This is a genomic window from Faecalispora anaeroviscerum, assembly GCF_947568225.1.
Lineage (GTDB): Bacteria > Bacillota > Clostridia > Oscillospirales > Acutalibacteraceae > Faecalispora > Faecalispora anaeroviscerum.
Genome location: NZ_CANOOQ010000001.1, coordinates 1,353,752 through 1,374,360, shown reverse-complemented (window position 1 = coordinate 1,374,360; position 20,609 = coordinate 1,353,752). Strand labels below are relative to the sequence as shown.

Below are 20,609 nucleotides of genomic sequence, written 5' to 3'. Positions count from 1 at the left end.
AGGTCCTGTTAAGTATGAGATTAGGTAAGAGAAAATATTTAGCGGCATTAACAGCTGTACTGTTGCTGTTCTTTTCCGGCTGCCAAAAGAGCCAACCGGCGGCACAAGCAAATTCGTCTGTTGAAAGTTCCGGACAAAGCGGAGATATTGTAGCTTGGGGCGAAGTCAAATATAATGACGTATACCAGATCAGCATCGACTTCCCGGCACGTGTTGAAAGCATCGCCGTTAAGGAAGGAGATACTGTACAACTCGGAAGCACACTGATTACGCTGTCCACCGACGATTACCAGAAAAATGTTAAGAAACTGCAGACGCAGGCCGATTCGACTAAAGCTTCCATCAATAATGTCGACCAGGCTGCACTGAAAGCTGATATTACAGTGCTAAAGAATCAAATTGCCTACAAAACGGAAGAACTCACCAATGGGAGCAAACCCGAACTGCAGTTGTTGCAGAACACTCTTTCACTAGCACAAAAGGAGGAAAAGCAGGCCCAAGACGACCTAAATAAATACCAAAAGCTGCTGAGTGACGGCGTGATCTCCCAATCCGATTATAGTAAGTATTCCGATGCACTGGATCAAAAGGTCAAAGCTGTAAAAGATGCGAAGAATAGCATTACAAAAACCAAGCGTACGCTCCAGGAGGAGCTCGATAATCTAAACACTCAATTAAAAAGCAAGGAAGTTCAGCTCAGCCAGCAGGAAAACAGCGCCAATGCCGCACAGATCGATCTTGATCTGATGGGCGCAAAAACAAAGAAACCATATCTTTCTGGAAACAACATTATTTCCAATCTGAATTCAGGAATAGTAGAGGAAATCAACGTTGTCAGGGGTACCATCATCAGCGGCCAAACAGCTCAGAAAGTAATCAATCTGATTGACGCCGACAGCATCTATGTCAGTGCGGAGGTTCCGGAGGAATTTATCGGGCAGATATCCGCAGACAGCAAAGTGTATATTGTCCCTACATCCAACAAGAATATGAAAATTCCAGGGCATATTATTCAGATTTCAAATCAGGCAGTGGAAAAGGATGGCGACCGTATCATAAAAGTTCAGCTTAAAACAGATGAAAAAAGTGATTTTATAAAACCAGGCCTGACCTCGGATGTGCATTTTTCCAGAGAAAGCAGCGTAAAGGGAATGAAATAAAAAACCAATTGATACTAGTACCTTTTATATTTATAGGTAAGGAGGAATTCTCTTGAAAAAAAGAAAATCAATTGCAACAATTGCTTTAACAGCGTTACTTTCCTTGAACATGTCGGTCCCTGCATTCGCAGATGATACAACTGCATACACCGTTGAATATTCGAAAGTGGAACAAATGGTTTTAGGCTGCAATTTACAGGTGAATAGTAATAATTTTTTGTTGAAAAGCTTAGATAATGAAAGTGAAATGAAAGAAAAATATTCCCAACTTTCTGATATGATTTCAAAAACATCTTCCAGTCTGACGGCGATCATCGGAAATCCACAGGCTTCGGCAGAATTAAAGACTGTTGCGCAGGGTACGAATGTTGCACTCTCAACCCTTTCTGCTTTTCTGGACACACAGGAAGATATTTCGGATGATGATTATCAGCTCAAGGAACTTCAGGCAGACCTTGCGAATTATCAACTTGTAAGAACCGCGCAAAGCCTGTTTTCGGTACATTATCAATTACAATATAATCTGCAAAAACTGACAAATACCCGCGCGATTTTGCAAAACAACGAAAAAGTCGCACAGATTAAATATGACTTGACGCTTGGAACGTCTCTTGGGGTTTCGCAGGCCAAAGATGCACTGGCTGAGATGGACAACAGCATCGCCGGCCTTCAGAGCCAGTCAAAAGAGATTGATATGCAGATGAACCGGCTTTTAGGCCATTCCTACGGTGACTCTATCATCTTTGGTTCCATGCCGGATCCGGATATCTCTTATGTGAATAAAATAGATCTGAAAAAAGATACTGCGGCGGCACAGGATGCCAGTTATAATGTGCAGATCAAACGAAAGCAACGTGCACTGTTGGGTGATGAAACCATCGAAGACCGTGAACGGAAAACATCAAACAGCAACTTAACCGAAGTGGAACTTCAAAATATCGGGGCGTCGCTTGAAAAGCAGCTTTATACGATACAAAAACAACATTTCGTGCTCGTAGCAACCCAACAGAAATTGGAAACTTCAAGGCTTTATGAAAGTCAGACACAAAAAAAATATTCTTCAGGTCTAATGTCATCCATGGAATATGACAACGCAAGGAATGATACATTTGCGCAGAATTTAGCCGTTAAGATCGCTTCAGCAGAACTCTTTTGGGAAATTGAATCCTACAAGTGGATTGCAAAAGGGCTTCCAGCATCATGATACCAGTTTTGCCATCTTAATAATGCGGGGCTATTATCATGCCTCAATAAGCAATATCATTTTCCCCTCCAGATTTGTGGGTTTGGAGAGCTTTCCATATGCATTAGCTATCTATCTGCTACAAATCGCTTAACAGACATGATTTTTGCAATCACACTTTATTTATGACCTATGGGGGTAACTTGAGTCATATTTTCTAATTTAAACAGTCAATATTTTAGCGTGTCCTTAGATCTTTTGATCCACGTCAATTACTTTCCTGACAGGATCTGTTATGATTCAGACAGTTAGGAGGTAGATACACATGAATAAATGGAATCGAAAACTGAACCAATTTTTTAAGAAGTATACGACACCTTTTACATTTGCAGCAGGTATACTGACAGTCTTAGGATATTTGGCAGAGCACTTGACAGATATGAGAACAGCCACAATCATTTGTTATCTCGTTGCCACAGTGTTAGCATGGCTACCAATCCTTTTTCGGGCAATCACAGGACTTAGGATGAAAGCCATTGGCATTGAAGTTTTAGTAAGCATTGCAGTACTTGGTGCACTGTTTATCGGAGAATACAGCGAAGCAGCTATCGTGACTTTTCTTTTCCAATTCGGAACATACCTGGAGCAGCGCACGCTGCAGAAGACCCGCAGTGCCATCCGGATGCTTACAGAGATGGCACCGGCCACTGCATGGAGATTGGAGAGCAAGACAGCTGAACCAGAGGAGATTGACGCAGCTGAAGTGGAAGAGAATACCCTGCTACTGGTTAAGACTGGTGGAAAGGTAGCCGTTGATGGTATCATCGAATTCGGAGAAGGGTATCTGAATGAGGCAAGCATCAACGGCGAATCCGTTCCAATTCATAAGGTGGTTGGAGATCAGGTCTATGCCGGAACCATCCTTGACAGTGGGACCTTACAGATGCGTGCAACCCGTGTGGGAGAAGATACCACCTTCTCCAAGATCATCGCACTTGTGGAGGAAGCACAGGATGCAAAATCACCGGCAGAACGATTTATTGACAGGTTTGCCAAATGGTATACACCCGCAGTCGTTGTAATTGCAGCACTTGTCCTGCTCATTACCCGCAACCTGGATACGGCAATCACCGTTCTTGTCCTTGCATGTCCGGGAGCCCTGGTCATTGGGGCACCAGTAGCCAACGTGGCTGGTATCGGCCGCGGTGCGAGAGATAGTGTGTTGTTAAAAGGCGGTGACAGCGTGACAACCTTCGCCAAGGTGGATACCTTCCTGTTTGATAAGACAGGAACACTTACTATAGGTCATCCTGATGTGACAAAGGTTTACAGCTACACAGAAAATATTCCAAGCGCTATGAAGATGGCTGCAGCCTTAGAAAGTACAAGCGATCATCCGCTGGCAAAGGCAATTGTGAATTATGTAAAGAAGCAGGATATTGCAGTGGAAAAAGCGGTTGCCAGTGAGACATTGAAAGGACTTGGAGTTCGTGCTGACATAGGTGGAAATGTCATGATGGCAGGTAGTGGACGGATGATGACGGAGCAGGGGATCACCCTGACGGAGGAACAGCAGCGGGATTTACAAGAGGCACAAGGGAATGGCGCATCCACAGTGCTGCTTTCTGAAAACGGAAAGATCTTATTGCTCTTTACTATTTCTGACAAGATTAAGGATGGCGCAGCAGAAACGATTGCAAATCTAAAGCGTCTGGGCATCAAAAAGGCAGTGATGCTCACGGGAGATAATCGTAAGACAGCAGAAGCAGTTGCAGCAGAGATTGGAATAGATGAAGTACAGGCAGAACTTCTGCCTGAAAATAAGCTTTCCGTAATACAGAAGATGCAAAGAGAAGGTAGAATCGTTGCATTCGTAGGGGATGGCGTTAATGACAGCCCGGCACTTGCTGCAGCTGACACAGGAATTGCCATGGGAGGCGGAACAGATGTGGCTGTGGAAACCTCGGATGTGGTTCTGATGCGCTCCAACCTTGAGAGCATCCCGGTGGCGGTAAAGCTGGCAAAAAGAACAGTCAGTGTCCTGCAACAGAATATCGTGATTGCCGTCGGTACGGTGCTGTTGCTTTTAGCGGGACTTTTTGTCGGATATATCCGCATGGCAAGCGGCATGTTCATACATGAAGCAAGTATCCTGGTGGTCACCCTGAATGCTATGCGGCTTCTTCATAGAACAAAGAAATCATGAAGGGCTATGAGTCCATGAAAAAAGCGCAGTCTTAATCATAGATTGTAAAAAGTTGATCTGCATCAAGTATTTTATAAGCAACCCATGTTAAAATCATGATATCAATGAAAAAGGAGCGAATTTCATATGAAAAAATGTACCATGCAGTTGAGTGAACTGGTTTGTCCTATGTGTGCACAGAAAATCGAGACTGTACTGAAGAATGCTCCGGGAGTGGATTCTGTGTCCATCTTGTTCAACTCCAGTAAAGCTAAGGTGCAGTACGATGAACAGACAACGGAACCTAAAAAGCTCGCCGAGGTTGTCAGAAGTATCGGCTATGAAGTATTGAAGCTTTCATAAGAATAAAAAAGAGGAGAGAGTTAACATGACATATCAGGAAATTGTAAATAGTAGCGATGTAAAGGAATTAAACAAGATCTTACCAGTTGTACAGCGTGTTCACGGCGGAAACCATCCGGAGCTTTCCAGAGTGGGAGAAATTTATTCAGACATTCTTAAAAGTGAAAAATCCGGTAAAAGCAGTGAAGAAATGGCTAAGCTGTTAGATGAACTGAAATTCATAACAGGAAGTTTTATGGTTCCCGCAGATGCATGTGCTACTTTTTGTAGAACCTATGAGCTTTTGGCAAAGCTTACAGAAAATATAAGCAAGGCTGCTTAAAAGAACCTCGCCAAAACGCTTTCGGAATGGAGGGAAAAAATGTCCGGACACGTATGTGCAGAGAATGTGCCGATTTTCAATCACTTAGGTCACGAAAACCTAGAGAAAATCAGCGAAATCATGGAACACTGCAGTTATGCAAAAGGAGAAATTATTTATTCCCCCAATAAATCAAGCGGATTATTCATCCTTGCAAAAGGCAGAATCAAGGTTTATCAGCTTTCAGGTTCTGGAAAGGAACAGCTGCTTCGTGTACTGGAACCTGGAAATGTCATAGGAGAAGACACCTTATTTGGCTCCTGCAATTCGAACAGCTTCGGGGAAGCACTGACAGATATTGAAGCGTGTGTCATAGGGCGTGAGGAATTCATGAAGCTACTCATACAATATCCTGCTATCAGTGTCAGGCTACTAGAAGAATACAGCCGCAGACTGGCAGAGGCAGACCAACTGACTACCCGCACAGCGACGGAAAGTGTCGCAGTAAGACTCGCTTCCTACCTGATTGACCTATCAAAGGTTGCCGGAGCGGATACATTCGTACTTCCATTGTCTATGAAGGAGTTGGCAGCATTTTTAGCTACCACGCCCGAGACCCTTTCAAGACGGATGCGGCAGTTTGAAGATGATAGATTGCTGGAGCGGTCGGGGAAAAATATAAACCTATTACAGAAAGACGCACTGGGAAATGTGTTATAATGGGTGAATCGTACCTGTTAGCCAAACAGGAAACAGGAACAACAGGATTCTGAGGCAGATGCCATGAACGTTTATGGTTTCTGCCTTATTTTTATAGATTTCAATGAACTACCCCGCCGCAAGCAGCGGGGTATCCGAGTTGGCAGGTAATTTTCACTCGAACATGGAAAGTTGCTGCACGAGCAAAGATTTATATTCTTTCTCTGTTCCTTGATTCTGGACATATTTTCGGATAACTTCTTCATTTCCGTGTTGACCGACCGTACTGACGTAGAAACCATCTGTCCAAAATTGTCCGCCCCATAGCTTTTTCTTTACTTCAGGACATCTTTTGAATATTTCTCTCGCTGTAATACTCTTTATCATTGTGATTATTTCCGTCGGACTCATTTTTGGCGTACTTTGTACAAGAAAATGCACATGATTTTTATCCGTCCCTATTTCCAAAAATCTTATATCATAGCGTTTTTCTATTTCCACACATACATTTTTGAGTTCTTCATCAACATCTTCTTCAAATACTACCCGCCTGTATTTTGCTGGACACACAAAATGGTAGATTAGCACCGAAACGTTATGCGAAAGATGGATTGTTTCACTTTCTCCCATTCCCTATCTTCCTTTGTTTTGATGCCTTCATTCTATTCTCCTTTTTGACGTGCCGCAAGCGGCGCGGTATATAGCGCCCTCTAAGGGCGGGGTATTAAACCCTATATTTTAATAAATTTAGTGAACTTGATATAAATCAAGGTAAGCAGCGAAAGTCTCCAGTATAATGAGAAAAAAGGAATGGAGGACAATAGATGTTTGGAAGATCAAATCATTTAAAGAACTGCCCAAAATCTGTACAAAAATCATTTAAGACACTGAATATGTTCCTGCCGAGAGTGCAGAAAATACATGGGGCGAAACATCCGGAGCTGATGAAAGTTGAACAGATAACAGACGAACTGCAGGCCGTACTTGAAGATGGAATGGATACTGGCAGGACAACAGCCTTACTGGAAAAACTCAGAAACCTCACAAGAAACTATGCAATTCCATCAGATGCTTGCCCGGCATATAAGAACGCCTATAAGGCTCTGTCGCAGATTGATGCGATATTGTCAGCTATGTAACGCCTGAAAGCCTTTGCTATTACGATTTTATAGAGTTAAAAAGCAACATCGTGTTTTACACAATGTCGGTAATATATAAAATTTTTATTAGCGTATCATCAAAAATATAAGTGCTTTTGGTCTTGATAAGCGTTCGGAGATGCAGCTTAAAGTTTTGAATGGCATGGGTCGCGTAAATCAACTTTCAGATTTCCAGCGAGTATTTGAACATAGCGGATAGATCATTCCAATTTACCCGCTAAACTTTACGGTTAGGTATTTTGTGCCCCATCATCCCGAGCAGAAGGGGCAATGTTAGACGCTTTGGGGAGATTGCTCCTGCCCTTTCCGGATTAGCGGCAATCTTATTTGTGATCTTGGATACGCGGCTGTCGTCCATGTCGATGCCGTACATCTTCTGCTTGGTCTTCTGGATATCGCGGGTGAAAATCATATGAATACAGAAAAATGACCTTATCCTCAATAGCGGATACATCTGTTTGATGCTGTTTAATGGGCAGAGAACCATATTTGCCCTGCTTGGCCGCATGGTACCCTTGAGCCGCCTTTTGGGAATAACTGTTTCTTCTATTGTTTGTTCTTGTAATCGTATTTGAAGTAGCTCAGTTCATATTCAAGATTTGCATCAAGGGCCGCCTGAATAGCCTCCGCGATTAGCATCCTCACAAATTCATGGACATCATTTATGCCTTTGATTCTGTATTTCTCGATCATCTACCTCGATTTGCTTTTCTTTCCCTACCATAAAACAAAACTTTTTTCGTTTTTTTATATCTCACCTGACAATGGAGAGTTACACCATATTTGGGATATTACCAATATCAGCTTTACCATCGTGTAATATTGCAGAAATGTGTTCTTGTGACAGATTTTTCTATTTAGTAAGTATTCTGTCACACAAAAAGCGTGAGTTTGGTGGGGCTCTCTTCATGCATTCATTACATACACCCTCCAGACTTGCGGTTTGGAGGGATTTTTCATGTGTGCTCGATATGCCTTGAACTTCAGCCGACCGCTATTAATTAGCGGTCGAGCGTGATGAAGCGGACAGCCTTGTATATGCTGCCTTAATTGGTAAACTGTCAAAAAAAGCCCAAGCTGCTCATGGGAGTATTGCGGTCACCAATATGAACCGGCAAAGCACGTAGAACACGAACTAAATTGTAAGAGCGTACTAACGGACAGTTATGTCTGCAGGTATGCTTTTTTTGTTTCTTTTGGGATCATTCCCCGCTGTCGGTCGCCGCCTTCTTGTCCTTCGTTTTCAATCAAATTTGAAAAATTGGAGGACAAGCATATGTCAGAAAATAAAAAATATACGATTGTCGTGAAACACCAGCGCGTGGAGGTCAGCAAGGCGGTCTATTACGCTTACCATAAAGATCGTGAGGCAGAAAGATATCAAAACAAGGTTGCTCATGATTTTGAACTCTCCTTGGAGCGTTTTCAGGAGGACGGCGTTCACGTGGAGCTTCAATTTACTCTTTATCAGCCGAGTGTTGAGGACAAGCTCATAGCGCAGGAGCAACTACAAAAGCTGAAATTGGCTCTTTCCGCTTTAGAACCGGAAGAAAAGAAATTGATTTATGAATTGTTCTTATATGACAAAACGGAAGCGGATTTGGCTGATGAACTGCTTGTAACGCAACAGACCATCAGTAAGCGCAAAAAGAAAATACTGTCCAAACTGAAAAATATGATAAAAATCTGATTTTTCAGTTGTACACCCCCTCACTTTTTCCTTTATAGAAGTGAGGGGGATTTTTCTAATCCTCCGTGTTCCTTGAAAATTTCATATCCAGCAGTTCAGATACGTTAGCTGTTCCGCGCGATAAGCGAAAGCGGCGTCGGAGAACACGCCAAGACCACCTGCAGGCAGGTCAGAGCTGTTTGTAAAAACGATAGCATCAAAGGTGCAAAGCGATCATGTTTGTCCGGAAAACGATCCGTGGTGGATCGTACCGCCAAGACCGGGACAGCCTATCATGATACTTCCGTCCAGCCACAGACATCGCAATGGGGGCGGCAGCCGGAGATCCCGGCTGGGGTGAGATTCCCATGACGGCCACTGACCAAGGCCGGTCTGAACTGACTGCCCTGTAGAGCCAATCGGCTCCAGCTCCGGGAAGTAGTGTCGAATAGGAGCAGCAAAAAACGAAGAACAAGACTGGCGATTTGATGCCAGATACCATGAGGATAGCTGCTCTTTAAACGGCGGCTGTCCTTATGCATGTGGCATTAAATTTTTGAAAATGAGGAAATTATCATGGATACAAAGCAAAAAGCGTGGCTTTACTGCCGCATTGACGCACCGGAGGATACGCACGGTGCTTTGAAAGATCAGAAAGAAAAGCTGGACGGCTATGCCCGTCAGATGGGCTTTGAGGTTGTCGGAGCTTCCGAGGATTTAGGCAGCGGGCTGGATTTTGACCGCTCAGGCTTAAAGGAAGCTATGGCAGCCGCCCAAACAGGTGAACTGGATGCTTTGATCGTCCATTCCGTCAGCCGTATCGGTCGGGATACGGCGAAAACCATTGACTTCATCCGGCAGCTCAATGACTGTGGTGTAAAGGTGTATTCTCCGCTGGAAGGTGAAATCACCATTGGGCGGCAGGGCGCATTCTTTTCACAATTGCTCAGATAGGAGGCGCTCTTATGACCAAGAAAAAACTGACGAATGAAATCAAGTATCAAATGGCGCGGGGCTTCCTTTCCTCCCTTCTGGAACAGGGAAAAATTACCCCGCAGGAATATAAAAAAGCAGAGGAATACACAGCCGGAAAATATCATCCCCTGCTCCGGTCAATTTAGTGGATATTGTGATAGCTATTCCCGCATCTATGTGACATTCTACTTGCCTGTGTCTGATCATGCGGTTTATATGGATTCTAAGACCCGACCATCTAAAACTAAACTAACAGATAAGAGAATGAGTGGCTGGTCACAACAAATGGATTCTACAGATCCTTGGTAATGTTTAGCCTAATCACAACTCATCTACAGTATATCCCATTTGATTTGTGTCTGAAATATGTTGTAGACTTCTTAAATCATACATGGTAGTGTATGTAGCTGATACCAAATGGTATCGAACTCACACGAAAGGAGTGGGCGATTATGCCACAGGTACAAGTTATTGAACCAATTCACCCGATTTATGATTACACGCCGGAAAAACTGCGTGTCTGCGCTTATGCCAGAGTCAGCAGCGACTCGGATGATCAGCTCAATTCCTTTGCCGCGCAGGTGGACTACTACACGGAACTCATCACCGGCAATGAGGAATGGGAACTGGTCGACATTTATGCCGACGAAGGCATCACCGGCACCAGAACCGACAAACGGGACGATTTCTTAAGAATGATGAACGACTGCCGCAAAGGCAGGATTGACCGGATTCTGGTCAAGTCCGTTTCCCGATTCTCAAGGAACATCCGTGACTGCCTTGCCGCCCTGCGGGAATTGAAAGCCCTCGGCGTTGAGGTGGAATTTGAGAAAGAGCGGATCAAAACCGCAGAAATGCACGATGAACTGATCATGGGGATGTTCAGCACTGTCGCGCAGGAGGAATCCTCATCCATCTCCAACAATATGCGCTGGAGTTATCTGCGCCGGATGCAAAGCGGGAATTTTATCACATGCAACGCTCCCTACGGATACCAGCTTGTCGATAACATTTTGATTCCCGATGAGCAGGAAGCGCCGGTAGTCCGCAGAATCTTCGGCAGCTATTTGTCCGGCAAGAGCATGGATGCCATCGCCGATGAGCTGACAAAAGAGGGTATCCCCCGCAAGGACGGTGAGTCTCGATGGCATCACACGGCAATCCAATATATCCTCACCAACGAAAAATACATTGGGGACTCCCTGTTACAGAAATCCTTCACCACCGACACCCTGCCGTTTCAAAAGGTGAAAAACACCGGGCAAAAAGACCGTTATTATGTGACAGGCTCCCATGAGCTGCTTATAAGCAAGGCCGAATTTGAACAGGTCAAGGTGCTGCAAAAACTGAGGAAGCAACAAAATCCCCATAAGGGTACGGGAACACAATTCAATTTGTCGCTGAAAATCCACTGCGGAAAATGTGGAGCAACCTTCCGCCGCAAGGTTACCAACGGAAAAGCCTATTGGGTATGCAGAACCCATGACCGTGGGAAAGATCTCTGTGAGCTTCAGCAGATTCGGGAAGATGCCATCTATCAGGCTTTCACTCGTCTGTATAACAAGTTAAAACAGAACAGCCGCTCTATCCTCACTCCGGTTCTCGACCAGCTTCTGGCGCTGCAATCCATTTCCACTATGAATAATGCCAAGGTCGGAGAACTGAATAAGGAAATCGCGGAACTCACCAAGCAGAATCTTGTACTCAATCGACTGCGGTCGAAAGGTTACATGGATTCTGCTCTTTTTATGCAGAAATCCAATGAAATCAACCAGCGGATCAGCATTCTGCGGACACAGCGTCGCCGACTTTTAGAGCGCGACACCGATGACAAAATGATTGCCGACTGCAGACTGCTGATCGGGATCATCGACAAGGGCGCACCTTACCTCACCGGTTTCGACGAGGTGCTGTTTCACAGCATCGTGGACAAAATTATCGTTACCGATCAGGATAAGTTGAAGTTCCGCATGATCGGTGGCCTTGAATTTACCGAGAGGCTCCCAAAGGAGGTGTTCGGGCGATGAAGCAAAACCGATACCTTCCCTTCGGATACCATATCGTAAGCGGAGTGCTGACAATCAATGAAACCGAAGCGGAAGCGGTCAGACGTATCTATGCCGATTACTTATCCGGTCTGTCCTATCAATCCATCGCCGCGAAAATGTCCGCAGGAGCCGTCCCCTATAAGGCAGACAGTCCCAAATGGAACAAGCACATGGTAAAACGGATACTGGAAAATCCGAGATACACCGGAGAGAAAGGCTTTCCTTCTTTGATTGAGCCAGAATGCTATCACGCCGTTTCCGAAATCATTCAACAGAAAAATATTTGTCAGCCTCTTTCTGAAGGATTAAATATAATCCGCAAAAAGCTGTATTGCTTTGACTGCGGGAGCAAATACGAGCGGGATGGCCGCAATCCTGAATATGAAAGCTGGTGCGGCAAAGCCGAGGGACGCACAGGACGGCGTATTTCGGACGAAATCCTACTGAAGAGCATCTGTACTGCCCTGAACACTGTCATCGCACAGCCGGAGATTTTAGGGCAGCGTGAGCGCCGTCCTTACGAACCGTCGTTGGACGTCACCAAGTTGAACAATCAGATCAACCGGGAGCTGGAAAAAACCGAGGTGGACAGCGATTATGCGAAATTGCTCATTTTCAACTGTGCCGCCGAGAAATATGCAGCCTGCAGTGACTACGAAAGCGAATATTTAACAGAGCAGCTTCAGAAACGCTTTCAAAGCCAGCAGCCGCTCACAGAGTTTGATCCCGCGCTGTTTGAGGAAACCGTCAAACAGGTGCTGCTGGAACCGGATGGTACAGCACATCTGAAACTGATAAACAATCAAATCATAGATATAAATACCACGGAAAGGAGCACACTGATATGCTGACACAAACCATATCACCGGTTCAGAAAACCGTATCCGTCATTCCTGCCAATCCCATCACCTTGCAGGGACGTGCCAGAAAAAAGGAACTGCGTGTGGCCGCTTACTGCCGTGTCAGCACTGACCAAGAGGAACAGCAGTCCAGCTATCAGGCACAGATCGATTATTACACGGCGAAGATTAACGGGAACAAGGACTGGAAGCTGGCCGGTATTTTCGCGGATGAGGGCATCACCGGAACCTCCGCAAAGAAACGTACTGAGTTTTTGAAACTCATGAAGCTGTGCGAAAAAGGCAAGGTGGATCTGGTGCTGACCAAATCCATTTCCCGATTTTCAAGAAATACGCTGGACTGCCTCGGTTATATCCGTAAGCTCAAAGAAAAAGGCATCCCCATCATTTTTGAAAAAGAGGGCATCAACACCATGCAGATGGCCAGCGAAATGACCATCAGCTTACTCGGCAGTTTCGCACAGGCCGAGAGCGAATCTATCAGCAAGAATGTCACATGGGGCAAGCGCCAGAGTTTCAGAGATGGCAAAGTGACATTTCAATACTCCCGCTTTCTTGGCTACGAAAAGGGCGAGGATGGTAAGCCTAAAATTGTACCGGAGGAAGCCGCCATCGTCAAGCGGATATTCCAAAGCTATCTGTCCGGATACAGCATCGTCAAAATCAAAAAGGAACTGGAATCGGAGGGTATCTTCTCCGGCACCGGCAAAAAGGTATGGTCAACCAACGCCATCCGGTATATGCTCAGAAATGAAAAATACATTGGGGACGCTCTATTGCAGAAAACCTATGTGACGGATTTTCTGACCAAGAAAAGCAAGAAGAATCAAGGGGAAATCCCGCAATACTATGTCACCGGCAATCATGAGGGGATCATTTCCAAAGAGCTGTTCAACCTTGTGCAGGAGGAAATTGCCCGGAGAGCCAGCAAACGGAAGGTGTCGCAGAAAGCCACCAAAACCGAGCAGGGCAAGTACAGCAGCAAATATGCTTTGTCGGAGCTTCTCATTTGCGGTGGCTGTGGCGCACGATATCGCCGGGTTACATGGGCCAGAAACGGAAAAAAGAAGGTTGTATGGCGGTGCATCAACCGGCTGGAAAACGGAACAAAATACTGTAAAGAGTCGCCTACCATAGAAGAATACAAGCTGCAGGATGCTATTATGAAGGCTATTTGCGGATTTGTTGAAGATAAGGACGAGCTGATCGATACCTTGAAGCACAGTCTTCGTGTGGCGCTGGATGCAGAAGATGACACTATTGATACCGCCGCCGTCAACGCCCGGATCGCGGAACTGGACAGCGTTATGATGGATCTGGTGGAATTAAGTTCCCGCTCATCTGCCAGCGCCGACTATTTCGATGCGAAATTCAAAGAAATATCCGATGAACGCACGGAACTGCAAAACAGGCTACGGGATCATGAACAGCGACGGGTCATCTCTCAAAACAACAACGCCCGGATGAAAGAGCTGTTCGAGATACTGGAGCAAGCAAATTTTAATCTCAATGAATACGATGAGGCGCTGGTGAAGCAATTGATTGCAAAGGTTACAGTGGCTTCTTCCGACAAGATACGGATTACCTTCAAGGGCGGGTTTGAAATAGAGAAAGAGCTGCAATAGACATGACCACTAAAAAACATCGCGTACTCTCGTATATAGAAGTCGAGCAAATAATATTAATAAAATATATGAATTGATTGACTTTTTTTATTCAATGGAATATTATATTTTATAAGATTGATTGTTTAGGGGAGTGTTTTCATGGAATTTATGGAGCTTAAGGAACGTTTTTTACTAAATAACCCCGACTACTCTAATGACATTACCAATTTTCTGCATTATATGCAGACTGTACGAGAGTTTAAACTTCCCCCTCAACAAGATTTTATGGTTAATGGTATGAATACTGAACAGATTATCGAAAGCTTGAAATATTTTATTGACCTTGGGCAGATAAAAAAGAAAGAACCTGCAAAGAAATATTTTGTAGCAATTGGACAGCTATTTGAGTATGTACTAAATAATTCGAATTATCAAAACGATGATTTTCAACGAGAGTTAGCCAATCCAGTTACCCGAGAAAAATCTTATAGCAGAAAAACTAATATTTTCATCAACAAATATGACAAACTTAAGCCCAAAGAGTCCCTTATGAAATTAGATGCTGAGTTAATCGACAATCTAATCGATTGGTGTGATTCCACAATAGATAAAGTTTCCTTGTTTGATGAAAAAGTTGACGAAACGGACTTTAGGCGAGTTGCTGCAGCTTTATGCATGAAACTGATAATTTTAACTGGTGCAACATATCGCGAAGTAAGGAAATTAAGATATGCAGATTTGGACGCCCTTAAAAACACCATATTAATTAATGATTTTAAAATTAGATTGCCATTGAATTTGTCCGTTCAATTCCAAAAGTACGCGAAATATCATCAAAAGTTCGTATCCTCAGAATTCTTATTTGTTGATGCAAATGGGGAACAATGGGGCGACGCTACAAGTGATTCTGGGATACCCAACTTTATGAAAACAGCAATTCAACAAACAAATTTAACTGGTATAGTTAAATTTGGAATTACACAACTAATAAAGAGTGGCGTAAATGATAGCATTATCATGAAATTGACAGGTGCAAGTAGAGAGCTTTTAAATAGCTGTTTAATTGATGTTCAAAGCAATAATATAGAATGGGAGCAATACATTAATTCAAAGATAGTTACAACTGAGTGTTACTATCAACTGTAGTTTGTATTTTCTAAATGAGCTATCAGATGAAAAACTGAATAAGCTCGATTGTATTTATCGTTTAAATTAAACGATAATTAGGAGGAACTATTGATGCAAGGAATCCTTGGAAGTATTTTTAGTTCATTAGATATAAAAGAACAAAATGGTTTAGCATCTGATGACAGCAAGAAAATGACTACTTATCAAAAACAGTTTTATTTACATGTAAAAGAAAAACTAAATATAGATGCTGTATATTTTTTACGTGATTCCGATGGTGTTCCTAAAACACCATTGATATATTTTTCTGCAATGAATCAGTATGATTCACAAAAAATTGCAGAATTGCATCGGCTGTCTTGGAATATGGGAGAAGCTCCTTTGCTTTTTATTGTATTGCCTGATCAATTACTAATATATAATAATTACGCTTCTCCAAAAGAAAAAGATGGAAAATTGGACCCAGAGAAGGGCTTGATAGAGACTGTAAACTTGGTTAAGAAACTTGAAGCTCAACGTAAACTGCAAAAATACAATAGACTAGAATTAGAATCCGGAGAATATTGGAGAAAGAACAATGAACGGTTTAACATCCAAAACCGTGTTGATACAACTCTGATAAACAATTTAAAATTTATGCGCAAGTCATTATTAGATAGAATAAATAACAAAGTTCCAGCAGATAAAAGGCAACAGATTAATCCGGTTGCAATCGTTCATGGACTTTTAGGTAGATCTATACTAATCAAATATTTAGAAGAACGAAAGGATTCTAAGGGAAGCACCGTTTTTCCACCAAATTTTTATGAGTCTTTTATCCCAGAAGCAAAAAAATATACAGATGTATTGGTAAGCAAAAAGGCAACCTATGATTTGTTTCGTAATTTAGAACAACATTTTCATGGTGACATGTTTCCACTTATTGAACAGGAAGAAAAAGTTGTTTCTCAGGAGGATTTGGAGCAATTGAGGCTTTTTCTTAAGGGAGCGATTGACTTTCGTAATAGTCAATTGACCTTATGGTCACTATATTCATTTAATGTAATTCCAATACAACTAATTAGTAGTATTTATGAACTTTTTTTTCATCTTAGTGATACTGGGGAAGATGACGATAAAGGAACTTACTATACTCCTTTTCACTTAGTAGAAATGCTAATGGATGAGGTCTTGCCATGGGAGGGACAATATAAACAGATTAAAATACTTGATCCCGCTTGTGGGTCTGGAATTTTTTTAGTTGAAGCATATCGTAGAATTGTTGGAAAATGGATGTACAGTCAAAGCACGACAAAGATAAGCAGTGAAAAGCTAAGTTGCTTAATGCAGAAATATATATTTGGCGTTGACTGTAATGAAGAAGCAATTCGAATAGCTTCTTTCAGCCTGAGCTTGACAATGTGTGATTATCTTGAGCCTCGATGCATATGGGAAGAACTGGAGTTCCCGAGACTAGTACATTACAACTTGTTCATTAGTGATTTTTTTGTAGAAAACGGTGAATTCGAGAAAATCGGATTTGATATTATAATTGGGAATCCTCCTTGGGAGAGCCAGCTGTCGGTGAATGCTAAGTCATACATTACAAAGACACGACACACGATCGGCGATAAACAGATTGCTCAGGCCTTTTCGTGGAAGTCTGCTGAATTATGTAAACCCGAAGGAGTCGTCTGTTTGCTTATGCCCAGTAAAGGATTTTTGTTTAATCGGTCTAGCACAAATTCAACGTACAGAAAGGAGTTTTTTGATAGTTACGATGTTTCTGTTATAATAAACTACTCTGCTTTCAGAAAGGTATTGTTTGAACATGCTACTGGTCCAGCCGTAGGGGTAATATTTACGCCTCAGAAATCATTGAAAACATCTCCGATTTTTTATTGTACACCAAAACCAGTTTATTCGATTGAGGACAGGCGAAGGTTCCTGATTGAGCCAGTTGATATTTGTCGTATACCAAGAGACATTATAAATGATGATCTCATATGGAAAATCGCAATGTGGGGTGGACCTAGGGATTTAGATTTAATTAATAAAATGATTTCAATGAATCCAACACTTGACGTATTTTTGCAACAAGAAGGAATGAGTAAAGCAGAAGGATTTAAACGAGGGAATAGGAAGAAATCATGCCCAGAGTTTTTAACGAAGCCTATGGTCTATGCTAAAAGCGTTACACCTTTTTGTATGGATCAAGAAACGTTGCATTCTCTTAATGATGATGGTTTTGAATGTACAGTAGAGAAAAATCGTGTCATTTTTAAAGCGCCACATTTACTCATTAAACAAAGCCCTAAAAAGTGGAATTTTCTAGCTGCTTTTCTTGATTATGATGCTGTATTTAACCATAGTCTTCTGGGGGTTCATGGAGATGAAAATGTATTAAAGTATTTATGTATTCTTATAAATTCTAAAGCCTTTTCTTATTATCAGCTTATGACAAGCAGACGATGGTTAGTAGAACGTGACGAATTGGAAGCTGGCGAAATTTTGTCTACTCCGATTCCTACTCCAACCGAAGAGGCGGTTAATGAGGCAGTTACTTTATATGATAAGATTTCTTGTAGTTTAAAAGTGAATTCTTCTGAAATTGATAGTTTTGTATATCAGCAATTTCATTTTACCCCTTATGAAACTAAACTTGTGGAAGATGCAATAAATTTTGTTTTTGACTATTTTAATGCTAAAGGGAAATCTCAAGCACTCACATTACCTGATAAAGAAAGCTTGCAGACCTATTCTGAAGTAATATGTGATGTTTTAAAAAACACTCTTGATAAGACAATTATGTTTACTTGCAAAATATATGCAGGTGCTGCTCCTCTGTCAATAGCTCGCATTAATTTTGGTGGGAGCGATATAGGAACCATCGATGGACAGACTGATAACACGGAATTGAATACTTTATTAAAAGAACTTGACGATTTATTACTTGATCAGCGTTCAGAAAGTGTTTATGTTAAAAGAAACGTCCGAGTCTATAATAAAGAAGAAGTGTTTATCATTAAGCCCAATCAAAATAGGTATTGGACGTACTCTGCAGCATGTCGTGATGCAGATGAAATTTTCGCAGATATTATGAAAGCATGGAGGAACGCAAATGAGTAGTATAAAATATATTGCTGCATCAAATGCTGTACCCAAAGATATTGCCAAAAAATTGGGCTCAGGTGGTATTAAAGAGATATTCGAAGTGATGTGGCTGGGGTATCATGATCTTAAGTCGGACAATGCAATTTGCATTTCATCCTCAGAAGATGAAATAACGCAAGAATGGTATATTAAAGTATATACCAGATGGACAATGGAAAACCGGGCCTCTCGAATAGCATTACACATCGTTCCGGTAAATCAATATGCTGATGATACTATGGCAAAGAGCAAGAGAAAATCTCCTACTATTGATTTTTGCTTTCGTGCATGGCAAAAAGAGGATGGCTATTTTGGAGCCGAATGTAAAAATCTTTACAAAAAAGATAGTTCAAAGATTAAGCGATATGTAGAAACGGGCGTTGAGCATTTTATAACCGGCTATTATAGTTCGAAATCTTCTGTATCAGCTATGGTTGGATACGTTTTATCTGGGAATATCTCTGACATAACTGGAGATTTAAAGGAGATGATCCAGAAAACAAATCCTGATCAGAATTTGAGTAGAGAGTTATTGGTTGTTGATCCGCAATATAGTTCTGTACATACACGAATCACTGACAATCAAAAAATAACTATACATCATATGTTTTTTGATTTTGTTGCATAAATGCAATTCAGCCATGCATCTAAATTGAGCAAATGACACAGTTTCACCTAAGACGGTTTTCAACGTACTTGTTATGTTGGCAACCGTCTTATTTTTTATGTCTATGCGCTCTACCAGCAGATGTATAGCCTTATCGTCCGGGCTGGCCTTTAATGCGTTCAGCCATGCGGTGATCTGCTCCACAGTGAAATCTTTCGGCGGCTCCGTGGCCTGCAGGGCGGCGATTTCTTCTTTCAGGCCTTGCATCTGCTTGCCGATATCTGCAATGATTTCAGCGGGCAGGGCAGCGCTGGACAGGTTCTTCATGAGGGTATCATACTGCTTTTGCTTCTCTGCTATCCGCTTGGAAAGAACAGCCTTGAATTCGTCCATGCGGCCCCGTTCGCCGCTCTGGTACTGACGCAGGGCAAGCATGATTTTCTGCTGATTCTCAGAGGAAAGCAGCTCATGCAGGTAATTAATAGCCGCCTCGTCTACTTCGTCCATATGGATCACCGGGGCGCCGCACTTCTTAGAGCAGGCAAAATAGGTATATTCATGCCCTTTACGATGAGTTTTCATAGCGTGCATTTTTGCCCCGCACTCACAATATACAAGCCCGCTGCACAGATACCCGGCCTTTTTGCCGGTCTGCTTCCGCTCTGACATAATCTTTCGCACCTCCATAAATTGCGCCTTGCTGATAATCATCGGCAGGGCGTTTTCTATTCTAATCGCGTTCGGCTTATCTCGCCGATCTGTGCGCCGCTCCTCCTGCTGTGGGCTATAAGTATACACCCCGGTATACTTTTCATTCCGCAGCATTTCATAAACCTGTGGGTATCTGATGGACTTGCCGCGCTTACCTTTTATGCCGCCGGCTTCCATTTCCTGAAGAATATCGGTAAACCCTTCTCGGTTCATAGCAGCGTCAAACAGCTTGCGTACATAGGCCGCTTCCAGCTCGTTTATTACATAGTGCTGGCTTACCACATCGTAACCGAACGGAGCCACACCGCCGTTGTGCAGCCCTTTCAGGGCCGTTTCCTTGTGGCCCTTCTTCACCTCGGAAGATAAATTGTCGAGGTAGTATTCCGAAAGCGACCACATGAGCGCGCGCATGATCTTTGCTTCGCTGCTGGTACCGAAGTCTTGCGCGGCAGCAATCAGGGAAACCCCCAAGCTATCCAGCTTCTTTTCAAGGTTAACGTGTTCGCCAAGGTTACGCGCTATGCGGTCGTATTTGTGAATCAGTATGGTGTCGAAGGCTCCCTTTTCAGCGTCCCGGAGCATCTTCTGGTACTGCTTCCTGCTGGCCGTAGCAGCTTCCTTGCCGCTAATTGCTTCATCAGCATACACGTTCACGACATAAAAGCCCTTTGCGGCCGCATAGTCCCGGCAGGCGCGCACCTGGGCTTCGATACTATCTTCTGTTTGCTTGTCCGATGAATACCGGGCATATATTGCTGTGTTCCGAATTGGGCGCACCTTCTTTCACATTTGATGTGCCCGCACAGGGAAATTTCCATAGC

The 20,609-nt window shown here is 42.9% G+C and carries 18 protein-coding genes; 16 read left to right on the top strand and 2 right to left on the bottom strand.

Annotated features, from left to right (window positions below):
* The first annotated feature begins 14 nt into the window (after positions 1 to 14).
* The 6 genes from QOS46_RS06800 to QOS46_RS06775 all read left to right on the top strand — a co-directional run bounded on the left by QOS46_RS06800 (position 15) and on the right by QOS46_RS06775 (position 5,912).
* Positions 15 to 1,160, top strand: coding sequence for an HlyD family secretion protein (locus tag QOS46_RS06800; RefSeq protein ID WP_283608385.1), 1,146 nt, complete (start codon positions 15 to 17; stop codon positions 1,158 to 1,160).
* A 52-nt stretch (positions 1,161 to 1,212) separates the two neighbouring features.
* On the top strand, positions 1,213 to 2,364 hold the full coding sequence (locus QOS46_RS06795) for a hypothetical protein (RefSeq protein ID WP_283608383.1): 1,152 nt from the start codon (positions 1,213 to 1,215) through the stop codon (positions 2,362 to 2,364).
* A gap of 304 nt (positions 2,365 to 2,668) precedes the next feature.
* The gene (locus tag QOS46_RS06790) at positions 2,669 to 4,549 is read left to right on the top strand and encodes a heavy metal translocating P-type ATPase (RefSeq protein WP_283608381.1); all 1,881 of its coding nucleotides are present in this window, start codon (positions 2,669 to 2,671) and stop codon (positions 4,547 to 4,549) included.
* Between the two features lie 126 nt (positions 4,550 to 4,675).
* Complete coding sequence (locus tag QOS46_RS06785) at positions 4,676 to 4,891, top strand: heavy-metal-associated domain-containing protein (protein WP_283608379.1); 216 nt, start codon at positions 4,676 to 4,678, stop codon at positions 4,889 to 4,891.
* 25 nt (positions 4,892 to 4,916) lie between these two features.
* Positions 4,917 to 5,213 (top strand): hypothetical protein, encoded by a 297-nt coding sequence (locus QOS46_RS06780; RefSeq protein WP_283608377.1) that lies wholly within the window; start codon positions 4,917 to 4,919, stop codon positions 5,211 to 5,213.
* Between the two features lie 39 nt (positions 5,214 to 5,252).
* Positions 5,253 to 5,912 carry a Crp/Fnr family transcriptional regulator gene (locus QOS46_RS06775; protein ID WP_283608375.1) on the top strand — a complete coding sequence of 220 codons (660 nt, stop codon included), beginning with the start codon at positions 5,253 to 5,255 and terminating at the stop codon, positions 5,910 to 5,912.
* Between the two features lie 153 nt (positions 5,913 to 6,065).
* On the opposite strand, the gene tnpA is transcribed toward QOS46_RS06775, so the two are convergent.
* Positions 6,066 to 6,521 carry an IS200/IS605 family transposase gene (gene tnpA, locus QOS46_RS06770; protein WP_283608373.1) on the bottom strand — a complete coding sequence of 152 codons (456 nt, stop codon included), beginning with the start codon at positions 6,519 to 6,521 and terminating at the stop codon, positions 6,066 to 6,068.
* Positions 6,522 to 6,715: 194 nt separating this feature from the next.
* Here tnpA and QOS46_RS06765 point away from each other — a divergent pair, with 194 nt between their 5' ends.
* The 10 genes from QOS46_RS06765 (at position 6,716) to QOS46_RS06720 (ending at position 19,098) form a co-directional block, all read left to right on the top strand.
* Positions 6,716 to 7,030 (top strand): hypothetical protein, encoded by a 315-nt coding sequence (locus QOS46_RS06765; protein WP_283608371.1) that lies wholly within the window; start codon positions 6,716 to 6,718, stop codon positions 7,028 to 7,030.
* A gap of 1,297 nt (positions 7,031 to 8,327) precedes the next feature.
* The gene (locus tag QOS46_RS06760; protein WP_283608369.1) at positions 8,328 to 8,741 is read left to right on the top strand and encodes a sigma-70 family RNA polymerase sigma factor; all 414 of its coding nucleotides are present in this window, start codon (positions 8,328 to 8,330) and stop codon (positions 8,739 to 8,741) included.
* A gap of 555 nt (positions 8,742 to 9,296) precedes the next feature.
* On the top strand, positions 9,297 to 9,674 hold the full coding sequence (locus tag QOS46_RS06755) for a recombinase family protein (RefSeq protein WP_283608368.1): 378 nt from the start codon (positions 9,297 to 9,299) through the stop codon (positions 9,672 to 9,674).
* A gap of 11 nt (positions 9,675 to 9,685) precedes the next feature.
* The gene (locus tag QOS46_RS06750) at positions 9,686 to 9,841 is read left to right on the top strand and encodes an SHOCT domain-containing protein (protein WP_283608367.1); all 156 of its coding nucleotides are present in this window, start codon (positions 9,686 to 9,688) and stop codon (positions 9,839 to 9,841) included.
* 306 nt (positions 9,842 to 10,147) lie between these two features.
* Positions 10,148 to 11,722 carry a recombinase family protein gene (locus QOS46_RS06745; RefSeq protein WP_283608366.1) on the top strand — a complete coding sequence of 525 codons (1,575 nt, stop codon included), beginning with the start codon at positions 10,148 to 10,150 and terminating at the stop codon, positions 11,720 to 11,722.
* Complete coding sequence (locus tag QOS46_RS06740; protein WP_283608365.1) at positions 11,719 to 12,594, top strand: recombinase family protein; 876 nt, start codon at positions 11,719 to 11,721, stop codon at positions 12,592 to 12,594. The genes QOS46_RS06745 and QOS46_RS06740 overlap by 4 nt, the downstream gene beginning before the upstream one ends.
* Entirely contained in the window at positions 12,588 to 14,228 is a 1,641-nt protein-coding gene (locus QOS46_RS06735) for a recombinase family protein (protein ID WP_283608364.1), read from the top strand. Before QOS46_RS06740 ends, QOS46_RS06735 begins: the two co-directional genes overlap by 7 nt.
* A gap of 141 nt (positions 14,229 to 14,369) precedes the next feature.
* Positions 14,370 to 15,356 (top strand): hypothetical protein, encoded by a 987-nt coding sequence (locus QOS46_RS06730; RefSeq protein WP_283608363.1) that lies wholly within the window; start codon positions 14,370 to 14,372, stop codon positions 15,354 to 15,356.
* A 93-nt stretch (positions 15,357 to 15,449) separates the two neighbouring features.
* A complete protein-coding gene (locus tag QOS46_RS06725; protein ID WP_283608361.1) occupies positions 15,450 to 18,446 on the top strand; it encodes an HsdM family class I SAM-dependent methyltransferase in 2,997 nt (998 codons plus the stop codon).
* Positions 18,439 to 19,098 carry a hypothetical protein gene (locus tag QOS46_RS06720; protein ID WP_283608359.1) on the top strand — a complete coding sequence of 220 codons (660 nt, stop codon included), beginning with the start codon at positions 18,439 to 18,441 and terminating at the stop codon, positions 19,096 to 19,098. The genes QOS46_RS06725 and QOS46_RS06720 overlap by 8 nt, the downstream gene beginning before the upstream one ends.
* Here QOS46_RS06720 and QOS46_RS06715 read toward each other — a convergent pair.
* Entirely contained in the window at positions 19,000 to 20,565 is a 1,566-nt protein-coding gene (locus tag QOS46_RS06715) for a recombinase family protein (protein ID WP_283608357.1), read from the bottom strand. The two genes, QOS46_RS06720 and QOS46_RS06715, sit on opposite strands and share 99 nt — an antisense overlap.
* Positions 20,566 to 20,609 lie beyond the last annotated feature (44 nt).